This window comes from Desulfoplanes formicivorans (genome assembly GCF_001748225.1).
GTDB lineage: Bacteria > Desulfobacterota > Desulfovibrionia > Desulfovibrionales > Desulfomicrobiaceae > Desulfoplanes > Desulfoplanes formicivorans.
On record NZ_BDFE01000017.1, the window covers coordinates 375,156 to 394,811 of the forward strand.

Genomic DNA, 19,656 nt, shown 5'->3' on the forward strand with positions numbered 1-19,656 from the left:
CGCACGCAGCCAGGTGAGCGCCATCACGCCCGGTTGTTTCCGGCCATGATCAGGCCCGGAGGCGTGCAGGATTTTCCCTTCCCCAAACACGAACGCCCCTGCAGCAGGGTCTCACCAAACCTGCCTGCCATTCCATGCCAGGCAGGACATGAACCCCGGGGCCCAAGCAGCTTTGTGCATCGCAACCAAGGATGAACCGTGCTCATTGATCCCTTTACCGTTTTCGTCCAGGTGCTCAATTTCCTGATCCTGGTCCTGATCCTGAAACGCTTTTTGTTTCGTCCCATCACCCGGGCCATGGCCCAACGGGAGGAACGCCTGGCCAGGGAACTGGACGAAGCCCAAAAGGCCAAGGAAAAAGCCGAACAGCATCTTGCGGACATCAAGGCCCGCAACGCCCGACTCAAGGACGAGGAAGCCCGGATGCTCCAGGAGATCAAAACCCGGGCAGCAACCCTGGAAAAAGAGCTCACCGCCTCGGTCAAGGCCGCGGTCAGGGCCAGGGAGCACGCCTTTATCCAATCCTTTGAACGGGAAAAACGCCGCCGGATCGAAACGCTGCAACAGGAAATGGCCACCCAGCTTTTCACTGTGGCCAACACGGCCCTGCACGATCTGGCGGGCATCTCCCTGCACGCATCCATGGTTGCCCATTTTCTGGACATGCTCGAACAGGATCCCGGAGCCCACAAGGACCGCTTCCCCAACCTCTTTACCGGCCAGGACACCCTGACCGTGAGCACGCCCTTTGAGCTGACAGGGGAAACCACCAACCGGCTGCGCGCCATCCTGGACAGGGACTTCGGGTTCAGCGGCAGGATCGTGTCTCACCTTGATCCCGGACTTCTGGCCGGGGTTTCCCTGAGCGGCAACGGCCACCGTTTGGACTGGACCATCCACCGCTATCTCGAGGATCTGAAAACCGGTCTTCTGGAGCAGGAATCGTGACACCAGACAACTATGACACCCATTTTCAGACGAGCATCCAGACAACGCGCGACAGCGTGAACAAGGCCCTTGAGGCGGCCCGGCCCACCCTTGATCCCAGGGAGGTGGGCCGCGTGACCACGGTTGGCCGCGGTGTGGCCATGGTCACGGGACTGTCGGGCGTCCGTTCCGAAGAGCTGCTCGTTTTTCCCGGCGATCTCTACGGTATGGCCCTGAATGTGGACAAGGACGGTGCAGGAGTGGTTCTTCTGGGAGATTACGGCCATCTCGGAGCGGGCCAGGAAGTCAGACGCACCCGCCGGGTGGTGGATGTTCCCGTGGGCAACGAACTGCTGGGCCGGGTCATTGCCCCGACAGGATTTCCCCTGGACGACCTGGGACCGGTTGTCACCACCGACCGGCTGCCCATTGAGCGGGAAGCACCCCCCATCATGCACCGGGATCCGGTGACCACGCCCCTGGAAACCGGCATCAAGTCCGTGGACGCCCTCATCCCCATCGGCCGGGGACAGCGCGAACTCATCCTCGGCGACCGCCAGACCGGCAAAACATCCATTGCCGTGGACACCATCATCAACCAGAAGGACAAGGATGTCCTGTGCGTGTATTGCGCCATTGGCCAGCGGGCAGCAGGTACGGCCACGGTCATTCACGACCTGCGCGAACACGGAGCCATGGAGTACACCACCGTGGTGGTGGTCGACGGTGACGATCCCCCGGGGCTGCAATTCATTGCCCCGTACGCAGCCACGTCCATTGCCGAACATTTCATGGAACAGGGACATGACGTGCTCATTGTGTACGACGATCTGACCCGACACGCCCAGGCCTACCGGGAACTGTCCCTGCTTTTGGAACGCCCGCCCGGACGCGAGGCCTTTCCCGGAGACATATTCTATGTTCATTCCCGGCTTCTGGAACGTTCAACCCATCTGCGCAAGGAGTATGGAGGCGGTTCCCTGACGGGCCTGCCCATCATTGAAACCGAGGCCCAGAACATTTCCGCCTACATCCCCACCAACCTCATTTCCATTACCGACGGCCAGATCTACCTCTCGCCGGACCTGTTTCAGAAAGGGGTTCTCCCTGCCGTGGACGTGGGCAAATCCGTGTCCCGGGTCGGGGGCAAGACCCAGTATCCGGCATTTCGCTCGGTTGCCGGGCAGCTCCGGCTTTCCTACTCCCAATTCGAGGAGCTGGAGGCCTTTTCCCGATTCGGAACCAGACTGGATGACGCCACCATGGCAACCATTGAACACGGCCGCAGGGTCAGGGAAGTACTCAAGCAGAAACCGTTCTCTCCGTTGAGCAGTGCCGAACAGATAGCCGTGCTTCTGGCCGTGTCCGGCAATCTTCTCGACACCGTGCCCCTGGAAGACATCCCGGCCATGGAAACACGCATCAGGGAATTCATGCCCCAGCTTCCCGAAATCAGCGCTGCCATCCAGGACAACACCCCCCTTTCCAGCGACCAGCAGGGGACCCTGCTCGCCCGCATGGCCGAGCACCTCGGCATCCAGCCTCCGGACCTGCCAACAACATGACGGACCTGCCATGGAAGCATTGAAAAAAAAGATCCACAGCGCAGGCGAACTCTTTTCCCTGGTCAAGACCATGAAGGCCCTGGCTGCGGTGAACATGCGCCAGTACGAGACCGCACTGGCGTCCCTGCAGGAGTATTTTGCAACAGTGGAAACCGGATTGCAGGCCGTGCTTGCCCGGGTCCCCAAACGTCCGGCCGGCAGCAGGCTGCAGGGGCGGGATACCCGCGGCTATATTCTGTTCGGATCCGACCAGGGCATGTGCGGATCGTTCAATGAACAGGTGACCGAGGCCACGCGCACCCACTGGGAACACGCCAGGCAGCAGGAACAGAACATGAGCGTGCTCACCGTGGGAGAACGGTTGGTTCACGACCTTGCCGGCAGGGTGTATCACGCGTTTTCCCTGCCGACCCAGATACGGGGCATCACCACAAGGGCCCAGGAAATCCTGGCCGTCATGGATCGCTGGCAGCAGGAACAGGGCATCCGCACCATTGTCATCGTGCATAACAAGCCTGTCCATCCCACGGGATTCAAGACCACCACAACCCGACTGCTGCCCATGGACCAGACCTGGTACGAGCAGCTGGCCCACAGAAAATGGCCTTCCAGACAGATCCCCCTGACTACCGTGGAACTGGACGTGCTCCTTTCCCGGTTCAGCAGCCAGTACCTGTTTGCTTCCCTCCACCGGATCATGGCCGAATCCATGGTGGCGGAAAACAGCGCCCGTTTGGCCGCCATGCAGGCGGCCGAAAGAAACATTGAGGAACTTCTGGGCGAACTGACCAGCCACTATCACAGGGAACGCCAGAACCGGATCACCGAAGAGCTCCTGGACATCATCGTGGGCTTTGCAACCATCCGCAAACAGCACCATCCCCGGGAAGAGATGCCCAAAACGTCCCGCCAGTAACACGCGTACAGACAGCATCCGGTCATGAACCCCGCGTCCATGGACCCATCAATCAATGCAGGGGCCGGATGTTGCTGCTGGATCCGAAAAGGATCATTTCCACCCAATCAAATCCAAACGCCAGGGTTTGTTCTTCTTCGTGCAAAATGGCCTGCTTGCGTGCAGAGGTCATGTCCAGACGATCCAGCAGGGACATGCGGGAGATGAAATCCTGGAATCCGTCCACATTGTACAGGGCCATGAGGACCATGCCCAGCTTTTGGGGAGTGATCCTGACTGCGGCGTTTTGCTGCCTGGTCATGAGACTCATGTACCTGTCATTACTGGCGTTGTATGGGATGAGTCCCTGATTGGCCATCCATGTGGTCGGGGTCCAAGTCTGGTGTTCCCCAAATCCCTTGCAATGGTTTTCCCGGATAAAGAAAAACCGTTCCTCCTTGTGCCCGTCAGTATCAATCCGGGCCGCCCGGCCCAGGGGATAGGCCCGGCAGGCCCCGGGGCGGTTGGTGTAGACCGAACACCCCTTTTCCCCAAGAAAGGGACACGATCCCTTTTCGTCTTCAAGCATCCGGAGATGAAAACAGGGCAGGCCCGTGTCCGGGGCAATGTGCAAATCCGCATACTCGTGCAGAACCTGGTCGGAAGGAAGGTGCAGGGAGCAATGCAGTCTGTAGACATCATAAGGGGTCAGAATGAGACGCAGTCTGCTGCAGCAGGCATTGAAACAGCACACCCCGGGGTGACAACTGAAGGTAAAGGGATCAAGGGGTTGCAGCTGCGAGTGTTGGTCCAGAAAGGCATCCGTACGATCATTGGTAGACATGGTATGTATCCTTGAGGCGGCTTGTTGCCGTCCGCAAAGGTTTCAGATCAGCTCTTCCGCAGGGAACCTGTCCTGCCAATCCACACCAACGTGGAAAAGGGGGCAAGCCGTGAACAGAGCACAAACGGATAAGATCTACGTGGATTCCCGACCGCATACAAGAAATATCCCCCAAAAAAAATTCGACATACCCCGCGTCTGCCTTGAAAAGGCCCGGCAGCAGGGCACCTGTTGCATGATGCCCCCCGTGTCCGGGGCTTGCCTTTTGAACGGTTTTCCCGGATGGGTGCCCCATGGACTTCGCGCATTTGTTTCAAAACGCCCTGCTCGACTGGTTTGCCACCCACCGCCGGGACCTTCCCTGGCGGAGGGACTACGCCCCGTACAAGGTCTGGATCTCCGAAATCATGCTCCAGCAGACCCAGATGGAAAGGGGCGTGGAATACTTCAACCGGTGGATGGCACGCTTCCCGGACATCCGCAGCGTGGCCTTGGCCCACGAGGATGAAATCCTGCGTGCATGGGAAGGTCTCGGGTATTACAGAAGAGCCAGAAACCTGCACAAGACGGCCAGGATCATTGTTGCCGACCACAACGGCGTCTTTCCCCGACAGCCCGACGAACTGGCCGCCCTGCCCGGCATTGGTCCCTACACGGCTGCCGCCATTGCCAGCATTGCCTTTGAAAAACCCGTCCCTGTTGTTGACGCCAATGTATCCCGGGTTCTGGCACGGATCTTTGATGTCGATACCCTGATCACCGCCAGGGAGACCCGCTCGTTCATCACTGCCCAGGCGGCCCGTCTTCTGCCTGCCTCACGGGCCAGGGATTTCAACCAGGCCATCATGGAACTTGGCGCTCTGGTCTGCAAAAAATCTCCTGTATGCATACAATGCCCCCTGCAATCCCTGTGCGCGTCCCTGGAAAAGGGGAACATGCTTGAACGTCCGGTCACGCCAAAGCCCCCCACAACCATTCCCCTGACCATGGTTGCCGGGGTGCTTGTCCACCAGGGTCAGGTCTTTATCCAGAAACGACCTGACAATGCCGTGTGGGCCAACCTGTGGGAGTTTCCCGGTGGAAAGGTTATTCCGGGGGAACCCCTTGAAACAGCGGTTGCCAGGGAATTTTTCCGGCAAACCCGGTTGTCGGTCATACCCGGCCGCAAGGTGGCCGAGATCAAACACAGCTACACCCGATACAGGATCACCCTGCACGCCTTTTGCTGCTCCACCAATCCCCCCGTCCATCCGGTTCTGCACACGGCTCTGGAGTACAGGTGGGTCCGTCCGGACACGCTGAACCAGCTGGCCTTTCCCACCAGTCACAGAAAGCTGATCCGCCTGCTTTTTGGCAGCAGCCAGCACGGTCTGCACCCCGGAAGCGGATCCGTTCCCATACCCGAACAGGGGCCGGACATCGCCCCATAACGCCCTTGCCATGGAACATTGGAGAAATGGCAGGTCCCGACAGGCACGCCATATGGACAATTTCATGGACCTTTGCCACAATTCACGCTACCTTTCAGGCACGGACAACCACACGGGGTGTGCTCCTGCAGACCCTGCCGGTTGTTTCTTCCACTGACCATCCTGCACAGAGCATCCACAGGGGATTGACACATGTCCATACAGATCAACACATCCATTGATGTTCTCGGGACCCCCAAAATCAAGAGCACCCTTCCCTTTGGCCCGTTTGTGGCTCCCGAAGAAAAAGTCGTCATTCATGTGGGACCCGATGTCATTGACGAAGCGGGCAACGAACAATTGCTCCTTCCCTTTGAAGAGGCCGGGCCCAGGGAAACCATCTATTTTGATCCGCCCAAGACCAAATGCGCTCTGGTAACCTGCGGCGGTCTCTGCCCCGGGCTCAATGATGTCATCAGGTCCATTGTCATGGAAGCCCATCATCATTACCATGTTGCCGCAACCATAGGCATTCGCTATGGTTTGCAAGGGTTCATTCCGGACTATTGTCACGACATCATGGAATTGACCCCGGAAAACGTGACCGCCATCCACGAATTCGGGGGAACCATTCTGGCCTCGTCCAGGGGCCCCCAGCCTCCCGAAGAAATTGTCGATGCACTGGAACGGATGAACATCAACATCCTGTTCATGATCGGCGGGGACGGCACCATGCGGGCGGCCAAAGCCATCAATCAGAAGATCAGGAACCGAAACCTGAAGATCGCTGTCATCGGCATCCCCAAAACCATCGACAACGACATTCATTTCGTGCCCAAGTCCTTTGGATTCGATTCAGCCGTGGCCAAGGCGACCGAGGCCATCAGGTGCGCCCATGTGGAGGCCCAGGGCGCTCCCTACGGCATTGGCATTGTCAAGCTCATGGGCCGGGAATCGGGGTTTATTGCTGCCGAGGCCACGTTGGCCCTCAAGGATGTCAATTTTGTGCTCATCCCCGAACAATCCTTTGAACTCAAGGGAGAAAACGGCTTTTTACAGGCTTTGGAAAACAGATTGATCAGTCGCAAGCACGCCGTTATCGTGGTGGCCGAAGGGGCTGGCCAGCATCTGTGCAACGTGAGCAGAAAAAAAGATGCCTCGGGCAATCCGGTTCTCGGGGATATCTGTGACGTGCTCCGCACGGAAATCAAAAAACACTTCAAAAAAAAGGGGTTGCCCATCACCCTGAAATACATTGATCCAAGCTACATCATCCGATCCATTCCGGCCAATGCCCATGATCGCGTATATTGCGGATTTCTGGGCCAGCACGCCGTGCATGCCGGCATGGCCGGCAAAACCAACATGGTGGTGACCCGACTGCAGGACCGCTATGTCTACCTGCCCTTGAACCTGGTCACCCAGAAACGACGAAAACTGAACATCCAATCCATGTACTGGCGTTCCGTGCTTGAATCCACGGGGCAACCCCAATTTCTCAAGCAATGACATGACCCGGCAGAACAAGCCTGTCGAGCCTGTATCCACGCACATTCCACAGGGCAGACATGAAAAAACTGATTTTGATCATCAGCCTCACCTTGGTCACGGGAATGCTTGTTGCTGCAGGGATCTTCTTCCTGCACAAGGCAACCAGCAACGCGCCCTCGCCCCAGCCCAGGCCAGCCGCATCCAACGGGACCCGCGGGGCCATGACTGATCCCCAACGGTGGCAGATCACCCTTCAAAACCCGGTAAACAATGCTACCACCGATGGCACACAGATAACGCCCACCCTGTCCCGGGAAGCATCAAACACCACCAGTCCTGCTCCCACCGAGGACAGCCGTGTCACCCTGGATTTCATCGACGATCTGGTGGATCTGGCTCTTGAGCACTACCATCCGGCACACTCCCTGACCAATCCCGGTCCCAAGGGACGCCTGGACCTGACCAGCACAATGCTGAACATGCGTTACGGGCTTTCCCTGCAGGGCCTGGATCAGGACGGAGAGGACATGGGTGCGGTGCGCAAGGCCATTTTGGCCCACGTGCTCTCTCCCCGCACCCTGGATCTTTTGTTTCAGCTGTACGGCCAGGAATGTATCCTGAGAGCCGACGAAAAACTGGGCCGTGTGCGCAAACCCTTTCCCGGCACATCCGGCACCCCGGTTGAAAAGCCCCTGACAACAAAACAGAAACAGGAGTTCTTTCATTTGTACGGGCAAAAACTCCGTGACATGGGCAACATCTTCCAGGCCATTGGCACGATGGACCATTTTGCCGACACCATGACCAACCATCTGCGCCTGCGCACGGAGCTCAACACGGCCTATTATACCTTCTGGCAGCTCAACGAAAGCAATGCATCAGAGGCGCGCATTGATGAGGCCGCCACGGACATCAAAAACGCGATCCTTGCCTTTGACCGGAACAAACGGGCCCTGGTGGCCAGCATCACCACCAAGGCCCATCCCCTGATGACCCGGGAAGGGGATATCCTGTACATGGCCCAATGGGCATTTCGGCGAATCAGCACGCAATCCGTACCCATGGACATCATTGAGGCCCTGGGCAAGAACCTGACAACCCTGGGGGATGATTTTGCACGCCACGGCGATCAACTGGAGTAAGACATGATACACTATACGGGCATCAACCACCTGGCCATGGCCACCAAAGACATGGACACCACGATCCGATTCTGGAGGGATCTTCTGGAGATGCCCCTGGTCGCCGGGCTTGGCCATGAGGGCTACCGGCAATATTTTTTCTCCATCTCGGACCATGACATGATCGCCTTTTTTGAGTGGCCCCAGGTGGAAAACCTTCCCGAAAAGGACCACGGCGTTCCGGTCAAGGGACCCTTTGCCTTTGATCACATCGCCCTGGAGGTGGATGCACAAGAGGATCTGTGGCTGCTCAAGGACCGGCTGGAGGCCAACGACATCTGGGTTTCCGAGGTTGTTGACCACGGATTCATCCTGTCCATCTACACCTTTGACCCCAACAACATCCCCATTGAATTCAGCACCCCGGTGAGGGAAGTGGATCTTCGCGCCCAACCCCAGATGCATGACAAAACGCCCACACCACGGGGCAGGGAGGGCTCCCTCCCCCGGCCCGACATGTGGAAGCAGCCAGACAGGCCCACTCCTCTCAAAGACCGCATGATCTATCCCGGTGAAGGGATGGTCTTCAGAAAACCCATTGGCAAGTAGACTCTCCCCCTCATGGGCCCGGCAGGGTTTCCTTCCCCCTTTCCACGGCATCCACCAGGGCCGAGACCATGTCCGTTGCTGTTCCCTGCAGAAACACATCCGTGATATCCTTGGTATAGGCGGATGGTTCCGTATTGATCTCCACCATGAAACACCCATTGTCTTTGGCCAGTGGGGGAAGCAGACTGGCGGGCATAACCTCGCCGGTAGTGCCGATGATGAGCATGCAATCGGCCCTGCCCGCCTCTTCCCTGGAGAACTGGGCCGCCTGCTCGGGGATGGGTTCACCAAAAAACACGAAATCAGGCTTCATGACCCCGCCGCAATCCGCGCATCCAGGAGGCAGGGTTGTCAGGTCGGCCTTGATCGCTTCAATGGTTCTTCCGCACCCGGTGCAACTGAGCGTTCTGGTGGTTCCGTGATACTCGCAGACCACCCGGCTGCCGGCCTGCTGATGCAGGTTGTCAATGTTCTGGGTGATCACCGATTTGACAATGTCCATCTGTTCCAGCCGGGCAATTCCCTGGTGGGCCCTGTTGGGTTCGGCCCTGCCCATGAAATCGTAGAAGATTTCCCGGATCGCCTTCCAGGCATCGCGCGGATGATTGTGAAAAAAGGAGATGTCCAGGCAGGCGGGATCATATCGCGACCACAGCCCGTCTGCCCCCCGAAACGGGGGAATACCGCTTTCCACGGAAATGCCCGCTCCGGTAAAAACCACACAATGTGCCGATCTGCTCATGCGTTCGGCAACCCGTTCGATCTGATGAGTGTTCATAACGCCCTCCCTGGCAGCAGCAATCTGCGGTACAAGCTCAAGTCATTCCGTCATCCCGGATACGCCACGGATGCATACCCTGTTTTCATGAAAATCAAAACAGCATGTCCAGCAGAACCTTTGCCCCGGCTCTGTTCTGGTCTGCCGGACAGAGTCGCCCTGTGTGCCCTCGCCCGATCCGCCATCCAGCGCACCATTCACAGGCTGGAAGGCCTGGAGTAACAGACAGGTTCCGGCCGGGCATTGTCTTTTGAGGCCGCCCACATATGAATGACCCAAGTTGCAATCACCTCTTGACCATCGTTCATTGATCCTCTATACATAGCATTACATCGTTGCTCATCAGAAAACCTGCCGCTCCTCGTCCACACGGGACGAGGAGCGGTTCTCTATTTTCGTACATTCAGGAACGTTCAGAAAAATCGAGGTAGAAACCATGGATAGCATCCCCATTTCCGTTCAAGGATTGGAAAAAGTGCACAAGGAACTTGAGGAGCTCAAAAAGGAGCGCCCTCTCGTTGTTCAGGCCATCAAGGAAGCCCGAGAAGAAGGCGACCTGCGGGAAAACGCCGGTTATGACGCAGCCAAGGAACGTCAAGGACTGCTGGAGGCCAAGATCAACTATCTTGAATCGCGGATTCCGCGTTTCAATGTCATTGATCTGGATACATTGGATGGCGATGTGGTTACCTTTGGGGCAACGGTCAAACTCGAAGATCTGGATACCGGCGAGGAAAAGACCTACACCCTGCTTGGTCCGGACGAATCCGATGTTGACCGGGGTATCATTTCTGTTCTCTCGCCCGTTGGCCAGGCCCTTTTGGGCAAGGAAGAAGGCGACGAGGTCATTGTGGACGCTCCCCGGGGCAAAATCGAATACGAAATCATATCCGTGACCTTCAAGGGATCGGGCACCAAATAGCTGCTGTACAGACACCAGTGACTCAAGCCGGGTTTCCTGCACAGGGGAAACCCGGCTTTTCGTGATCTGGCGAATGCCGTACTTCGGTGAAGCAGAAGGGATATCCCGGAATGGATGGCACAGGCCAAAAGGACCGTAATGTTACGAGCACTGTTCCTGCCCAAAACCCTTTGACAACCTGTTCCCGACAGGGGCAATCTCAATTGTTAGCGGTTCGGTTTTCCGATAGATACCAGCCTCAAACCTCAATCCGCCTGCACCATGCAGGCATATCCGGGAGCGGCAACCATGCCCCATGTTCTGTGGACCGGGCAACAACTCTGTTACGATGCCTCGGGCAGACCCATTGATTGCCAGGGATCGGGACAGGACGCGGCAACAAGGGGAAGCCACACGTTCTCAAACCGTTTCATGCCTGAAGGAAACGGGCTTGTACGTGATCAGGCAACCGGGCTCATATGGACGCAAACAGCCAATTTCGGCCAGTTCCCCATGACCTGGCAGGATGCGCTGAACCTGGTCCGAACCATGAACAGGGACGGGTACGCCCATCACCGGGACTGGCGACTTCCCAACCGCAGGGAATTGCGCAGCCTCATCAGCTACGGGAACAAAAACCCTGCCCTGCCCGCATCCCATCCCTTTGAAGAAGTCTTTTTGGGGTGGTACTGGTCCTCGACCACAGCAGCCATTGCCCCGGACCATGCCTGGTATGTCCATCTTGAAGGGGGGCGCATGTTCTACGGCAAAAAGGACCAGTTCGCCCTCACATGGCCTGTTTGCGGACAATCCATCAACCTGCCAAAAACCGGACAAACCCTGTGTCATGACAGCGCCGGTCGGAACATCCCCTGTACTGATTCGGGTCAGGATGGCGCGCTCCGGCAGGGATTGCCCTGGCCACATCCCCGTTTCACGCTCCAGGGGGACGTTGTTCACGACAACCTGACCGGGCTGGTCTGGCTTCGGAATGCCCGGGCGTTCCCGAAAACCATGACCTGGGAACAGGCCCTTGCAAGCGTGGCAGGCCTCACCACGGCGGGTCGATCCTGGCGGTTGCCAACCATCAACGAGCTGGAATCCCTGGTGGATGCCTCCACCTTCAGCCCGGCTTTGCCGGCCCATCATCCCTTCCTGTCGGTGCAGCAGGCCTACTGGTCGTCAACATCCAGCTTTTTTGAACCCGACTGGGCCCATGTCCTGTATCTGCACAAGGGTGCCGTGGGCGTGGGCTGGAAACCCAAACCCGAATTTCACGTCTGGCCCGTGAGCTGCTGAATAACAGGGTCAATGTGCCGGATTCCCGCGTCTGCACGCCCCAGCACCATGCTGACAAACGGACAGAATCCGTTGGAGGCAACATCGTCTCTGTCCTTGACAGGGAGGAACGGATCACCTAGACATTGATCCTACACATTTGAACATCGTTTTCACAGGATACTGTTATCATGATCGCGCAAGTTTTCCAGACTACCCATTGTACAGCTTCCAACCTCTGGTGGTGGCACGGTTTGTCATATGGAATCCTGCGCATGCAGCGATAGTGTTCGCTGTGGATCTCAATCAGACGCCACGCATACCAAGGGGCCGCAGGAGATAATCCTGCGGCCCCTTTTTTTATAACCTCAACCCCTTGCCAACCATGACCTTCTCCCCCTTTGCCACAACCATGTGCTCCACCCAACACACGCTCTCTTCCTGCGGACGGGAACAGGCAGATGTTGTCCTGACTGCATGGCTGTGGTGGTGGCTTTTTTCCCGTGTCAGGGGAGATCCTGCTGCATGGTGACGCATCTTGCACACCACCATCATGTAAGCCGCCGGATTTTCCCCGTGAAAATCCGGCGGCTTTTTTTGCAAACCAGTCAAACCCCGACAAAATCAACTCACACTGTTCAACGCCTTTAACGGCAAACCAATTGGAATCTTACGGAGAAACAATGATCAATCTGGAACAACACGGTCAATGGATGCAGGCGGATACCCAGACTCCGGTTTCCCTGTATCTCAGTCTGGTGGGGACCAAACCGGGTATTCTTCTGGAAAGTACCGAGGTGGACGGCCGCCTGGGGCGGTACAGTCTCATGGGTTGGGACTTTCAGCTCCTGCTTGAATGCTTCAACGGCAACCTGAAGGTGACGGTCCTGGACGACCGGCTCGCTCCCCTGCAAACATTTCACGACACCCCGTTTCTCAAGGGTATCAAAGAGCTGACACGGGAACTGAACATCATTCCTCCTGCGGAACTGAGTGAACTTCCCCCCATGACCAGATCCATCTGCGGCTATTTTGGCTACACCATGGGCGGCATCTTTGAACCGGCCCTGGCCGACCGGCTTCCACCCGAGCAGGGAGAGGCGTATTACGCCCTGCCCGGCAAGATTCTCCTCTTTGATCATCTCCATTCCAGATGCTGCTATCTGAGCATTACCAACGATCCGAATCCCGGACCTCTCTCTGCCGCGCCGGTTGAAGAAGAACCTTTGTGCGGCAGGATCACAGCCACCCCGGACAGATCAACCTTCATGGATGCCGTGACCAGGGCCAAGAAACTAATTACCCATGGCGAGGCCATTCAGATCGTGCTCTCGTCCAAACGACAATGTTCTTTTACCGGATCATCCTTTACCCTGTATCGCCGACTCCGACAGATCAACCCCTCGCCCTACACCTTTTACATCCATTTCCCTGAAATCACCCTCATTGGATCGTCTCCCGAACTGCTGGTCAAAAGCACGGACAACCACCTGCTGCTCCGCCCCATTGCCGGCACCCGTCCCAGGGGAGCTAGCGATGAAGAGGACAAGCAACTGGCCGCAGAGATGATCGAAGACCCCAAAGAGCGGGCCGAACACGTCATGCTCGTGGATCTGGGCCGCAACGATCTGGGCCGCATGGCCACCACCGGCAGCGTCAAGGTGACCCGGTTCATGGATGTGGAACGGTTTTCCCACGTCATGCACCTCACCTCCACCATCACCGCCGACCTCTTGCCGGGCCGGGACGCATTGGACGTCCTGACAGCCACCTTTCCGGCAGGAACCGTGAGCGGAGCCCCCAAGATCCGGGCCATGCAGATCATCGCAGACATGGAACTCCTGGAACGGGGACCCTATGCCGGGTCCATCGGCTGGATCGGGGTGGGTCAGGGACCGGTCAACCTGGACATGGGGCTGACCATCAGAACCATGTGGATCAGGGACGGGGTCCTCACCTGGCAGACCGGAGCGGGCATTGTGTTTGATTCCGAACCGGTCAGGGAATGGGAAGAATGTCAAAACAAAGCAGGGGCCCTGTTTGCGGCCATACAAACCAGTGGAGGCGGTGATGATTTTACTCGTGGACAACTTTGATTCCTTTACCTTCAATCTGGTGCAGACCTTCCAGACCCAGGGATGCAATCCCCTGGTGCACAGGAACAACGAACCCGAAATCCTGGATCTGGCCACAAGCCCGGATCTGCAAGGGGTCGTCCTGTCACCCGGTCCCAGCCATCCAGTCAATGCCGGACTGTGCCTGGAGCTGCTTACCAGGCTGCCCCGTCACATCCCCGTACTTGGCGTATGCCTGGGTCACCAGATCCTGGGATATTTTGCCGGAGCCCACGTGTCCAGGGCCAACCGCATCATGCACGGCAAGACATCCACCATTGAACATACCAATACAGGCCTCTTTGCCGGCCTGCCCCAACCCATGGTCATTGGCCGCTATCATTCACTGATCGTCTTCCCGGGCACCACCAGGCTGTCCTTCACGGTCACGGCCGCTACCCAGGACGGCTCCATCATGGGCCTTGCCTATACGAACAGACCATGGATGGGCGTTCAGTTTCATCCCGAATCCGTGCTTACCCCTGACGGCCCCCGGCTGCTGAACAATTTCATCAGGATCTGCCAGGATCAGGCAGACGGTACAAAAAATGTGGCCTGAAAAAAAGGGATACAGGAAACCGAACCCGTAGGGGCACGGCGCGCCGTGTCCGCAGATCCACAGAACCACTTCATATCATACCATACTTTCACAGACAGGAGACCACAATGGCTACCACCATACATACCATTCTTGACCATCTGAAAAACGGCAACGATCTCACGCCCCAAATGGGCAGACAGGCCTTTGGCGCCCTGCTCAGGGGAGAATTGGAACCGGCCCAGGCAGGCGCCCTGCTCCTTGGCCTGAGCATGAAGGGGGAAACCGCCGAAGAACTGGGCGAGGCCGTGAATATGGCTCTTGAGCAAGCCAGAATCATTCCGGATCTCACGGAAAAACGCATCGACACCTGCGGCACGGGCGGGGACGGCAAGAACAGTTTCAACTGCTCCACCGCAGTATCCCTGTTCCTGGCCGACATGGGCTACAAGGTGGTCAAACACGGCAACAAGGGTGTTTCCAGCAAATGCGGAAGTGCGGATATCGTCAAGGCCCTGGGCTTTCCTTTTGTGAGTTCTCCGGAAGAGGCACATGCGGAACTGGCCAAACGCAATTTCGTATTCCTGTTCGCTCCCCAGTTCCACCCGGCTTTCAGGTACGTGGCTCCCATCCGTCAGGCATTGGGCATACGCACCCTGTTCAATCTGGTGGGCCCCCTCATCAATCCGGCCCTGCCCACCCACCAGCTCATGGGAGTTCCCTCGCCGGATTTTGCCCCCCTCATGGCCACGGTCCTGGCCAAGCGGGGCATCAAAGCGGCTGTTGTCCACGGTGCCGGGGGATTCGATGAGCTCACTCCCTGCGGGATCTGCCAGGTGATCATGGTTGCCAACGGCAAGACAACCACCTCTTCATTCGACCCCATGCCCCTGGGCTTTGAACGGTGCGCACCCGAAGATCTGCAGTGCAGCGGACCGGAGGACGCCCTGGAAAAGCAGAAACTCATTCTGGCGGGAACCGGGCCCAAAGCCATGCAGGACATGGTTGCCCTGAATCTGGGTATGGCCATCCACATTCTGGAAGAAGGCGTATCCATGGCCGAGGCCATGCATCAGGCCCGGACCAAGGTGCATGAAGGAGTCACGGAGGTGCTTTCCCATGCCTCTTAGCCGTTTTGTCAAGGCCAAGGAAGAGGAACTGACAAGGCTTCGGAGCCTGAAACAATTGCCCGCTCCCTACCGGGGAAAACGTCCCGGGTTTGCCGAGGCCATCCGGGGACAGATGCCGGGAGCCATCATTGCCGAGTACAAGAGGGCTTCCCCTTCCAAAGGAGACATCAACCTGACCATGTCTCCGGAGGAGGTGGGATCCATGTATGCCCGGGCAGGAGCATCGGCCATTTCCGTGCTCACGGAAGAAACCTACTTCAAGGGCGACCTCTCCTATCTGCACATCATGGCAAAGACCGGCCTGCCCCTGCTGCGCAAGGATTTCATCACCCATCCCCTGCAGGTGGCCATGACCGCTTCCACCCCGGCATCGGCCATTCTGGTCATTGTCCGGCTCTTTGAAACCGACGCGGAACTGAACGCAGTCCTGCGGGAATGCCAGACTTTCGGCCTGGAACCCGTGGTGGAGGCATTTGACGCCCACGATCTTCAAAGGGCTCAGTCTCTTGGCGCCAGGATCATCCAGATCAACAACCGGGATCTGGCCACCCTGGGTATCGATCTGAACCGATCCTACGAACTCGTTACAAGAAAACAAAAACACGAGACCTGGATCAGCGCCAGTGGCATCACCACCCCGCAAGCCGGACAAAAAATGTTCGAGGCGGGATTCGACGCGTTACTCATGGGCACGGCCCTGATGGCGTCGGATCATCCCGGCAGGATGGTCGAGAGATTCACTCGAAATGGATCATAGGATCATTTTCCCCGGAGCCAAGGGCCTGCATATGGAAACAAGACGTCATCCCGGAGGTGATCCGGGAACGCAACAGGCTCGGTCCGAGCCTGCGGTTTCCTGCATGATCCCGGTGTTCAAGGTCCCGACCTGCGCCGGGATGACGGTAATCGGCGGAAATTCGTCAGATCTGATTGCAACCAGATACCAGCCATGAAGATATCCGAACACAACACATCACCCCTGTTTTCCCGCAAACCCGTGGTCAAGGTCTGCGGCATGACCAGAAGCCAGGACATCCGGACCTGTATCAACCTGGGCGTGAACCTTTTGGGATTCATCTTCCACCCCAAAAGCCCGCGAAATACCAACCCCCAGGACGTGCCCGACCTTTCCGGATCACCGGTGCGCAAGGTGGGCGTGTTCGTGAACCAGGGAGCAGAGGAGATCGCCCGGATCATGGACACGGCAAAGCTTGATCTGGCCCAGCTCCATGGGGATCATACTGTCGAGGCCTGCCGGACATTGGGTGCATCGCGGGTCATCAAGGTCTTCTGGCCCATGCGCTATGAACAGATGGACGATCTGTGCCGGGATATGGACCGATTCGCCCCGGTATGCACGGCCTTTCTCCTGGATGCGGGCATACAATCCGGAGGTCACGGGACCAGTCTGGATTTCACGACTCTCCAGGGCATGGCTCCCCCCCGGCCCTGGATCCTGGCAGGGGGCCTTGGCCCGGCCAACATCACCCATGCCCTGCAATGTGAACCCGATGGCGTGGACCTGAACTCCGGAGTGGAATCCGCCCCCGGCATCAAGGATGCAGAGGCAATAAAACAGGTCATGCGCATCATCCGACCCGACGCCAACCCGTAGGGGCACGGTGCGCCGTGCCCTTTTTCCGCTCATCAAAACCAAGAGGACATGCCGCAAAAAGGGCGAGCACAGGAACCCGCCCTTACAAACGATCATATTTTCAGAGATCCCGGATCACGCCCGGATGACGCTTTTTCCGGTCTCCGGTTTCCTTTTATCCCATATCTTGAATCAAGGATTTCCCATGACTACCAAAGCCATTGAACAACGCTTCGGCCCCTACGGCGGCCGGTATGTGCCCGAAATGCTCATCCCGGCCCTGGATGAACTCACCGAAGCCTATGCAGGACTTCGGAATGACCCCGGATTCCAGCAGGAACTCTCGGACCTGTTCACCACCTATTCGGGACGCCCCACCCCGCTCACCTATGCGGCCAACCTGACCAGACGTCTGGGCGGCTGCAAGATCTATCTGAAAATGGAGGGGCTCAACCACACCGGGGCCCACAAGATCACCAACGCCCTGGGCCAGGGACTGGTGGCCCGGAAAATGGGCAAAACCCGACTCATTGCCGAGACCGGTGCGGGCCAGCACGGGGTTGCCACGGCCACGGTGGCCGCCAAACTGGGCATGGCGTGTACCGTGTTCATGGGCCAAGTGGACATCCAGCGTCAGTACCCCAATGTCTATGCCATGCGCCTTCTGGGAGCCGAGGTGGTTCCCGTGACCTTTGGCACCAGAACCCTCAAGGACGCGGTCAACGCGGCCCTGAAACACTGGATCGAACACCTGGATGACACCCATTATCTCATCGGCTCGGCCCTGGGACCGGCACCCTATCCGGCCATGGTCCGGGATTTCCAGTCGGTTATCGGCCGCGAGGTGAAAACCCAGATCATGGAGGCCGAAGGCCGACTGCCCGATTCCCTGGTGGCCTGCGTGGGCGGAGGCTCCAATTCCATCGGTCTGTTTGCCCCGTTTGTTGACGAACCTTCGGTCCGATGCTTTGGCACCGAGGCAGGCGGCACCGGGCCAAAGCCCGGAGAAAACGCGGCTCGGTTCGGCGAAAATCCTCAAATAGGCATTGTCCAGGGCTACAAGAGTTACTTCCTGCAGAATGACGACGGCCAGGTTCAGGAGACCCATTCCATCAGCGCGGGTCTTGATTACGCAGGCATAGGCCCGGAACTGGCCCAACTGCACGATGAAGGACGCATTCATTTTTCCAGTGTTCTGGACTCGGAGGTGCTTGAGGCCTTCAAAATCCTGTGCAGGGAGGAAGGAATCATCCCGGCCCTGGAATCAGCCCATGCCGTTGCCCGGGCCATGCAGCTTGCTCCCGGACTACCCAAGGATCACATCATGGTCATCAATATCTCGGGCCGGGGCGACAAGGACATCTTTATCACGGCCAAGCATCTGGATGAAACCCGATGGGTCGAATTTCTCAAATCGGAGGTACAGGACATTGAAAACCATTGATCAGGTCTTTGCGACCAACAAAAAAATCGGGCTCATGACCCATGTGGTGGCCGGGTACCCCGATCTTGCGGCAACAGCCGACCTCATCCGGCTCATGGCGGACTCGGGCGTGGACCTGGTTGAAATCCAGATCCCCTTTTCCGATCCCCTGGCCGACGGCCCCACCATCATGCGCGCCAGCCAGCACGCCCTGGACAACGGTATCACCACCAACGACTGCTTCAGGCTGGCCGAGGACATGGCAAACAAGGTGGATATTCCCCTCTTGTTCATGACCTACGGCAACATTCCCTTTGCCATGGGCATGGAACGGTTCATGCGCCGCAGCGCCGGTGCAGGCATTCAGGGACTGATCATCCCGGATCTCCCCTTTGACGAGGAGACCGACGATCATCTGACTCTGGCCCACAAGGCAGGCCTCAAGGTCATCCAGGTGACCTCGCCGTCAACAAACAAAAAGCGTCTGGAAAAGGTATGCTCCATTGCGGAAGGGTTCATCTATTCCACCCTCAAGGTGGGCATCACCGGTGCGGGCACGGATATCGACGACCAGGGCATCGCCTTTCTGAACCGGATACGCTCCCTGACCGACCTGCCCATAGCCGCTGGATTCGGCATCAGCTCCCCGGAACACGTGGAAAAACTCATGGGCAAAACCGACATGGCCGTGATCGGCAGCCATGTGATCAATCTGTATGAAAAAAAGGGCCCACAAGGCGTGGCCCGATTTCTGGAACAATGCCGACACGTGGGAAGCTAATTTCCAGGCCACAACGTCCCCGGCCATCTGCACCACCTTTTCCCCAAAGTCCCTGTAGCCCCCTCTGCAGACAGGGGCTGAGGCAGGGGGCCATGTCGCCCCCTGCCCACACGGGTTTTCCGTAAACAATCACGCAAAAGGGCCTGTTTCTCTTCCCTTCCCTTGCAGGACAGGCCGGAGCAGGGTATCCATGGAAGACCATTGCCTTCTCCATCTTGGGGAAGCCTTGCATGAAAACCAGAAGATTCTGCGTTTCAA

General features: G+C 57.7%; 18 protein-coding genes. 16 read left to right on the forward strand and 2 right to left on the reverse strand.

The window, feature by feature from the left end; all coding sequences use genetic code 11:
• Window positions 1-198 precede the first annotated feature (198 nt).
• The 3 genes from DPF_RS10940 to DPF_RS10950 are packed head-to-tail and all read left to right on the forward strand — an operon-like array spanning window position 199 to window position 3,408.
• Window positions 199-948 carry a F0F1 ATP synthase subunit B family protein gene (locus tag DPF_RS10940; protein ID WP_069859681.1) on the forward strand — a complete coding sequence of 250 codons (750 nt, stop codon included), beginning with the start codon at window positions 199-201 and terminating at the stop codon, window positions 946-948.
• On the forward strand, window positions 945-2,492 hold the full coding sequence (locus DPF_RS10945; RefSeq protein WP_069859682.1) for an alternate F1F0 ATPase, F1 subunit alpha: 1,548 nt from the start codon (window positions 945-947) through the stop codon (window positions 2,490-2,492). Before DPF_RS10940 ends, DPF_RS10945 begins: the two co-directional genes overlap by 4 nt.
• A gap of 10 nt (window positions 2,493-2,502) precedes the next feature.
• Window positions 2,503-3,408, forward strand: coding sequence for a F0F1 ATP synthase subunit gamma (locus DPF_RS10950; RefSeq protein ID WP_069859683.1), 906 nt, complete (start codon window positions 2,503-2,505; stop codon window positions 3,406-3,408).
• 52 nt (window positions 3,409-3,460) lie between these two features.
• Here the strand turns inward: DPF_RS10950 and DPF_RS10955 are convergent, their stop codons facing one another.
• Window positions 3,461-4,231, reverse strand: a complete 771-nt coding sequence (locus DPF_RS10955) for a YkgJ family cysteine cluster protein (RefSeq protein WP_069859684.1) — start codon at window positions 4,229-4,231, stop codon at window positions 3,461-3,463.
• Between the two features lie 293 nt (window positions 4,232-4,524).
• On the opposite strand from DPF_RS10955, the gene mutY reads away from it, so the two are divergent.
• The 4 genes from mutY to DPF_RS10975 all read left to right on the forward strand — a co-directional run bounded on the left by mutY (window position 4,525) and on the right by DPF_RS10975 (window position 8,861).
• Window positions 4,525-5,661 (forward strand): A/G-specific adenine glycosylase, encoded by a 1,137-nt coding sequence (gene mutY, locus DPF_RS10960; RefSeq protein WP_069859685.1) that lies wholly within the window; start codon window positions 4,525-4,527, stop codon window positions 5,659-5,661.
• 192 nt (window positions 5,662-5,853) lie between these two features.
• Window positions 5,854-7,149, forward strand: a complete 1,296-nt coding sequence (locus DPF_RS10965; protein ID WP_069859686.1) for an ATP-dependent 6-phosphofructokinase — start codon at window positions 5,854-5,856, stop codon at window positions 7,147-7,149.
• A gap of 59 nt (window positions 7,150-7,208) precedes the next feature.
• Window positions 7,209-8,273 (forward strand): hypothetical protein, encoded by a 1,065-nt coding sequence (locus DPF_RS10970; protein WP_069859687.1) that lies wholly within the window; start codon window positions 7,209-7,211, stop codon window positions 8,271-8,273.
• Window positions 8,274-8,276: 3 nt separating this feature from the next.
• Window positions 8,277-8,861, forward strand: a complete 585-nt coding sequence (locus DPF_RS10975) for a VOC family protein (RefSeq protein WP_176724245.1) — start codon at window positions 8,277-8,279, stop codon at window positions 8,859-8,861.
• Window positions 8,862-8,871: 10 nt separating this feature from the next.
• On the opposite strand, the gene DPF_RS10980 is transcribed toward DPF_RS10975, so the two are convergent.
• The gene (locus DPF_RS10980) at window positions 8,872-9,639 is read right to left on the reverse strand and encodes an SIR2 family NAD-dependent protein deacylase (protein ID WP_069859688.1); all 768 of its coding nucleotides are present in this window, start codon (window positions 9,637-9,639) and stop codon (window positions 8,872-8,874) included.
• Between the two features lie 436 nt (window positions 9,640-10,075).
• Between DPF_RS10980 and greA the strand changes: the two genes are divergently transcribed.
• From greA to trpA, 9 genes are all read left to right on the forward strand, one after another.
• Window positions 10,076-10,561 (forward strand): transcription elongation factor GreA, encoded by a 486-nt coding sequence (gene greA, locus DPF_RS10990; protein WP_069859690.1) that lies wholly within the window; start codon window positions 10,076-10,078, stop codon window positions 10,559-10,561.
• A 288-nt stretch (window positions 10,562-10,849) separates the two neighbouring features.
• Complete coding sequence (locus tag DPF_RS10995; protein ID WP_069859691.1) at window positions 10,850-11,839, forward strand: Lcl C-terminal domain-containing protein; 990 nt, start codon at window positions 10,850-10,852, stop codon at window positions 11,837-11,839.
• A gap of 662 nt (window positions 11,840-12,501) precedes the next feature.
• Window positions 12,502-13,914: an anthranilate synthase component I family protein gene (locus tag DPF_RS11005; protein ID WP_069859693.1), complete on the forward strand. Its 1,413-nt coding sequence runs from the start codon at window positions 12,502-12,504 to the stop codon at window positions 13,912-13,914.
• Window positions 13,889-14,491, forward strand: coding sequence for an anthranilate synthase component II (locus DPF_RS11010; protein WP_069859694.1), 603 nt, complete (start codon window positions 13,889-13,891; stop codon window positions 14,489-14,491). The genes DPF_RS11005 and DPF_RS11010 overlap by 26 nt, the downstream gene beginning before the upstream one ends.
• A 107-nt stretch (window positions 14,492-14,598) precedes the next feature.
• Window positions 14,599-15,600 carry an anthranilate phosphoribosyltransferase gene (gene trpD, locus DPF_RS11015; protein WP_069859695.1) on the forward strand — a complete coding sequence of 334 codons (1,002 nt, stop codon included), beginning with the start codon at window positions 14,599-14,601 and terminating at the stop codon, window positions 15,598-15,600.
• A complete protein-coding gene (locus tag DPF_RS11020; protein ID WP_069859696.1) occupies window positions 15,590-16,357 on the forward strand; it encodes an indole-3-glycerol-phosphate synthase in 768 nt (255 codons plus the stop codon). The genes trpD and DPF_RS11020 overlap by 11 nt, the downstream gene beginning before the upstream one ends.
• Window positions 16,358-16,549: 192 nt before the next feature.
• On the forward strand, window positions 16,550-17,215 hold the full coding sequence (locus DPF_RS11030; RefSeq protein ID WP_069859698.1) for a phosphoribosylanthranilate isomerase: 666 nt from the start codon (window positions 16,550-16,552) through the stop codon (window positions 17,213-17,215).
• A gap of 184 nt (window positions 17,216-17,399) precedes the next feature.
• Window positions 17,400-18,638 (forward strand): tryptophan synthase subunit beta, encoded by a 1,239-nt coding sequence (gene trpB, locus DPF_RS11035; protein ID WP_069859818.1) that lies wholly within the window; start codon window positions 17,400-17,402, stop codon window positions 18,636-18,638.
• On the forward strand, window positions 18,625-19,398 hold the full coding sequence (gene trpA, locus DPF_RS11040; protein ID WP_176724246.1) for a tryptophan synthase subunit alpha: 774 nt from the start codon (window positions 18,625-18,627) through the stop codon (window positions 19,396-19,398). The genes trpB and trpA overlap by 14 nt, the downstream gene beginning before the upstream one ends.
• The last annotated feature ends 258 nt before the right edge of the window (window positions 19,399-19,656 follow it).

What these genes read in the sequence shown, in the direction of transcription:
- greA (WP_069859690.1), top strand. Translation starts at nt 10,076, where the DNA reads ATGGATAGCATCCCCATTTCCGTTCAAGGATTGGAAAAAGTGCACAAG.
- mutY (WP_069859685.1), top strand. Translation starts at nt 4,525, where the DNA reads ATGGACTTCGCGCATTTGTTTCAAAACGCCCTGCTCGACTGGTTTGCC.
- DPF_RS10950 (WP_069859683.1), top strand. Translation starts at nt 2,503, where the DNA reads ATGGAAGCATTGAAAAAAAAGATCCACAGCGCAGGCGAACTCTTTTCC.
- DPF_RS10965 (WP_069859686.1), top strand. Translation starts at nt 5,854, where the DNA reads ATGTCCATACAGATCAACACATCCATTGATGTTCTCGGGACCCCCAAA.
- DPF_RS11030 (WP_069859698.1), top strand. Translation starts at nt 16,550, where the DNA reads ATGAAGATATCCGAACACAACACATCACCCCTGTTTTCCCGCAAACCC.
- DPF_RS10955 (WP_069859684.1), bottom strand. Translation starts at nt 4,231, where the DNA reads ATGTCTACCAATGATCGTACGGATGCCTTTCTGGACCAACACTCGCAG.
- DPF_RS10975 (WP_176724245.1), top strand. Translation starts at nt 8,277, where the DNA reads ATGATACACTATACGGGCATCAACCACCTGGCCATGGCCACCAAAGAC.
- DPF_RS11020 (WP_069859696.1), top strand. Translation starts at nt 15,590, where the DNA reads ATGCCTCTTAGCCGTTTTGTCAAGGCCAAGGAAGAGGAACTGACAAGG.
- DPF_RS10970 (WP_069859687.1), top strand. Translation starts at nt 7,209, where the DNA reads ATGAAAAAACTGATTTTGATCATCAGCCTCACCTTGGTCACGGGAATG.
- DPF_RS10995 (WP_069859691.1), top strand. Translation starts at nt 10,850, where the DNA reads ATGCCCCATGTTCTGTGGACCGGGCAACAACTCTGTTACGATGCCTCG.
- DPF_RS10980 (WP_069859688.1), bottom strand. Translation starts at nt 9,639, where the DNA reads ATGAACACTCATCAGATCGAACGGGTTGCCGAACGCATGAGCAGATCG.
- DPF_RS11005 (WP_069859693.1), top strand. Translation starts at nt 12,502, where the DNA reads ATGATCAATCTGGAACAACACGGTCAATGGATGCAGGCGGATACCCAG.
- trpD (WP_069859695.1), top strand. Translation starts at nt 14,599, where the DNA reads ATGGCTACCACCATACATACCATTCTTGACCATCTGAAAAACGGCAAC.
- trpB (WP_069859818.1), top strand. Translation starts at nt 17,400, where the DNA reads ATGACTACCAAAGCCATTGAACAACGCTTCGGCCCCTACGGCGGCCGG.
- DPF_RS11010 (WP_069859694.1), top strand. Translation starts at nt 13,889, where the DNA reads ATGATTTTACTCGTGGACAACTTTGATTCCTTTACCTTCAATCTGGTG.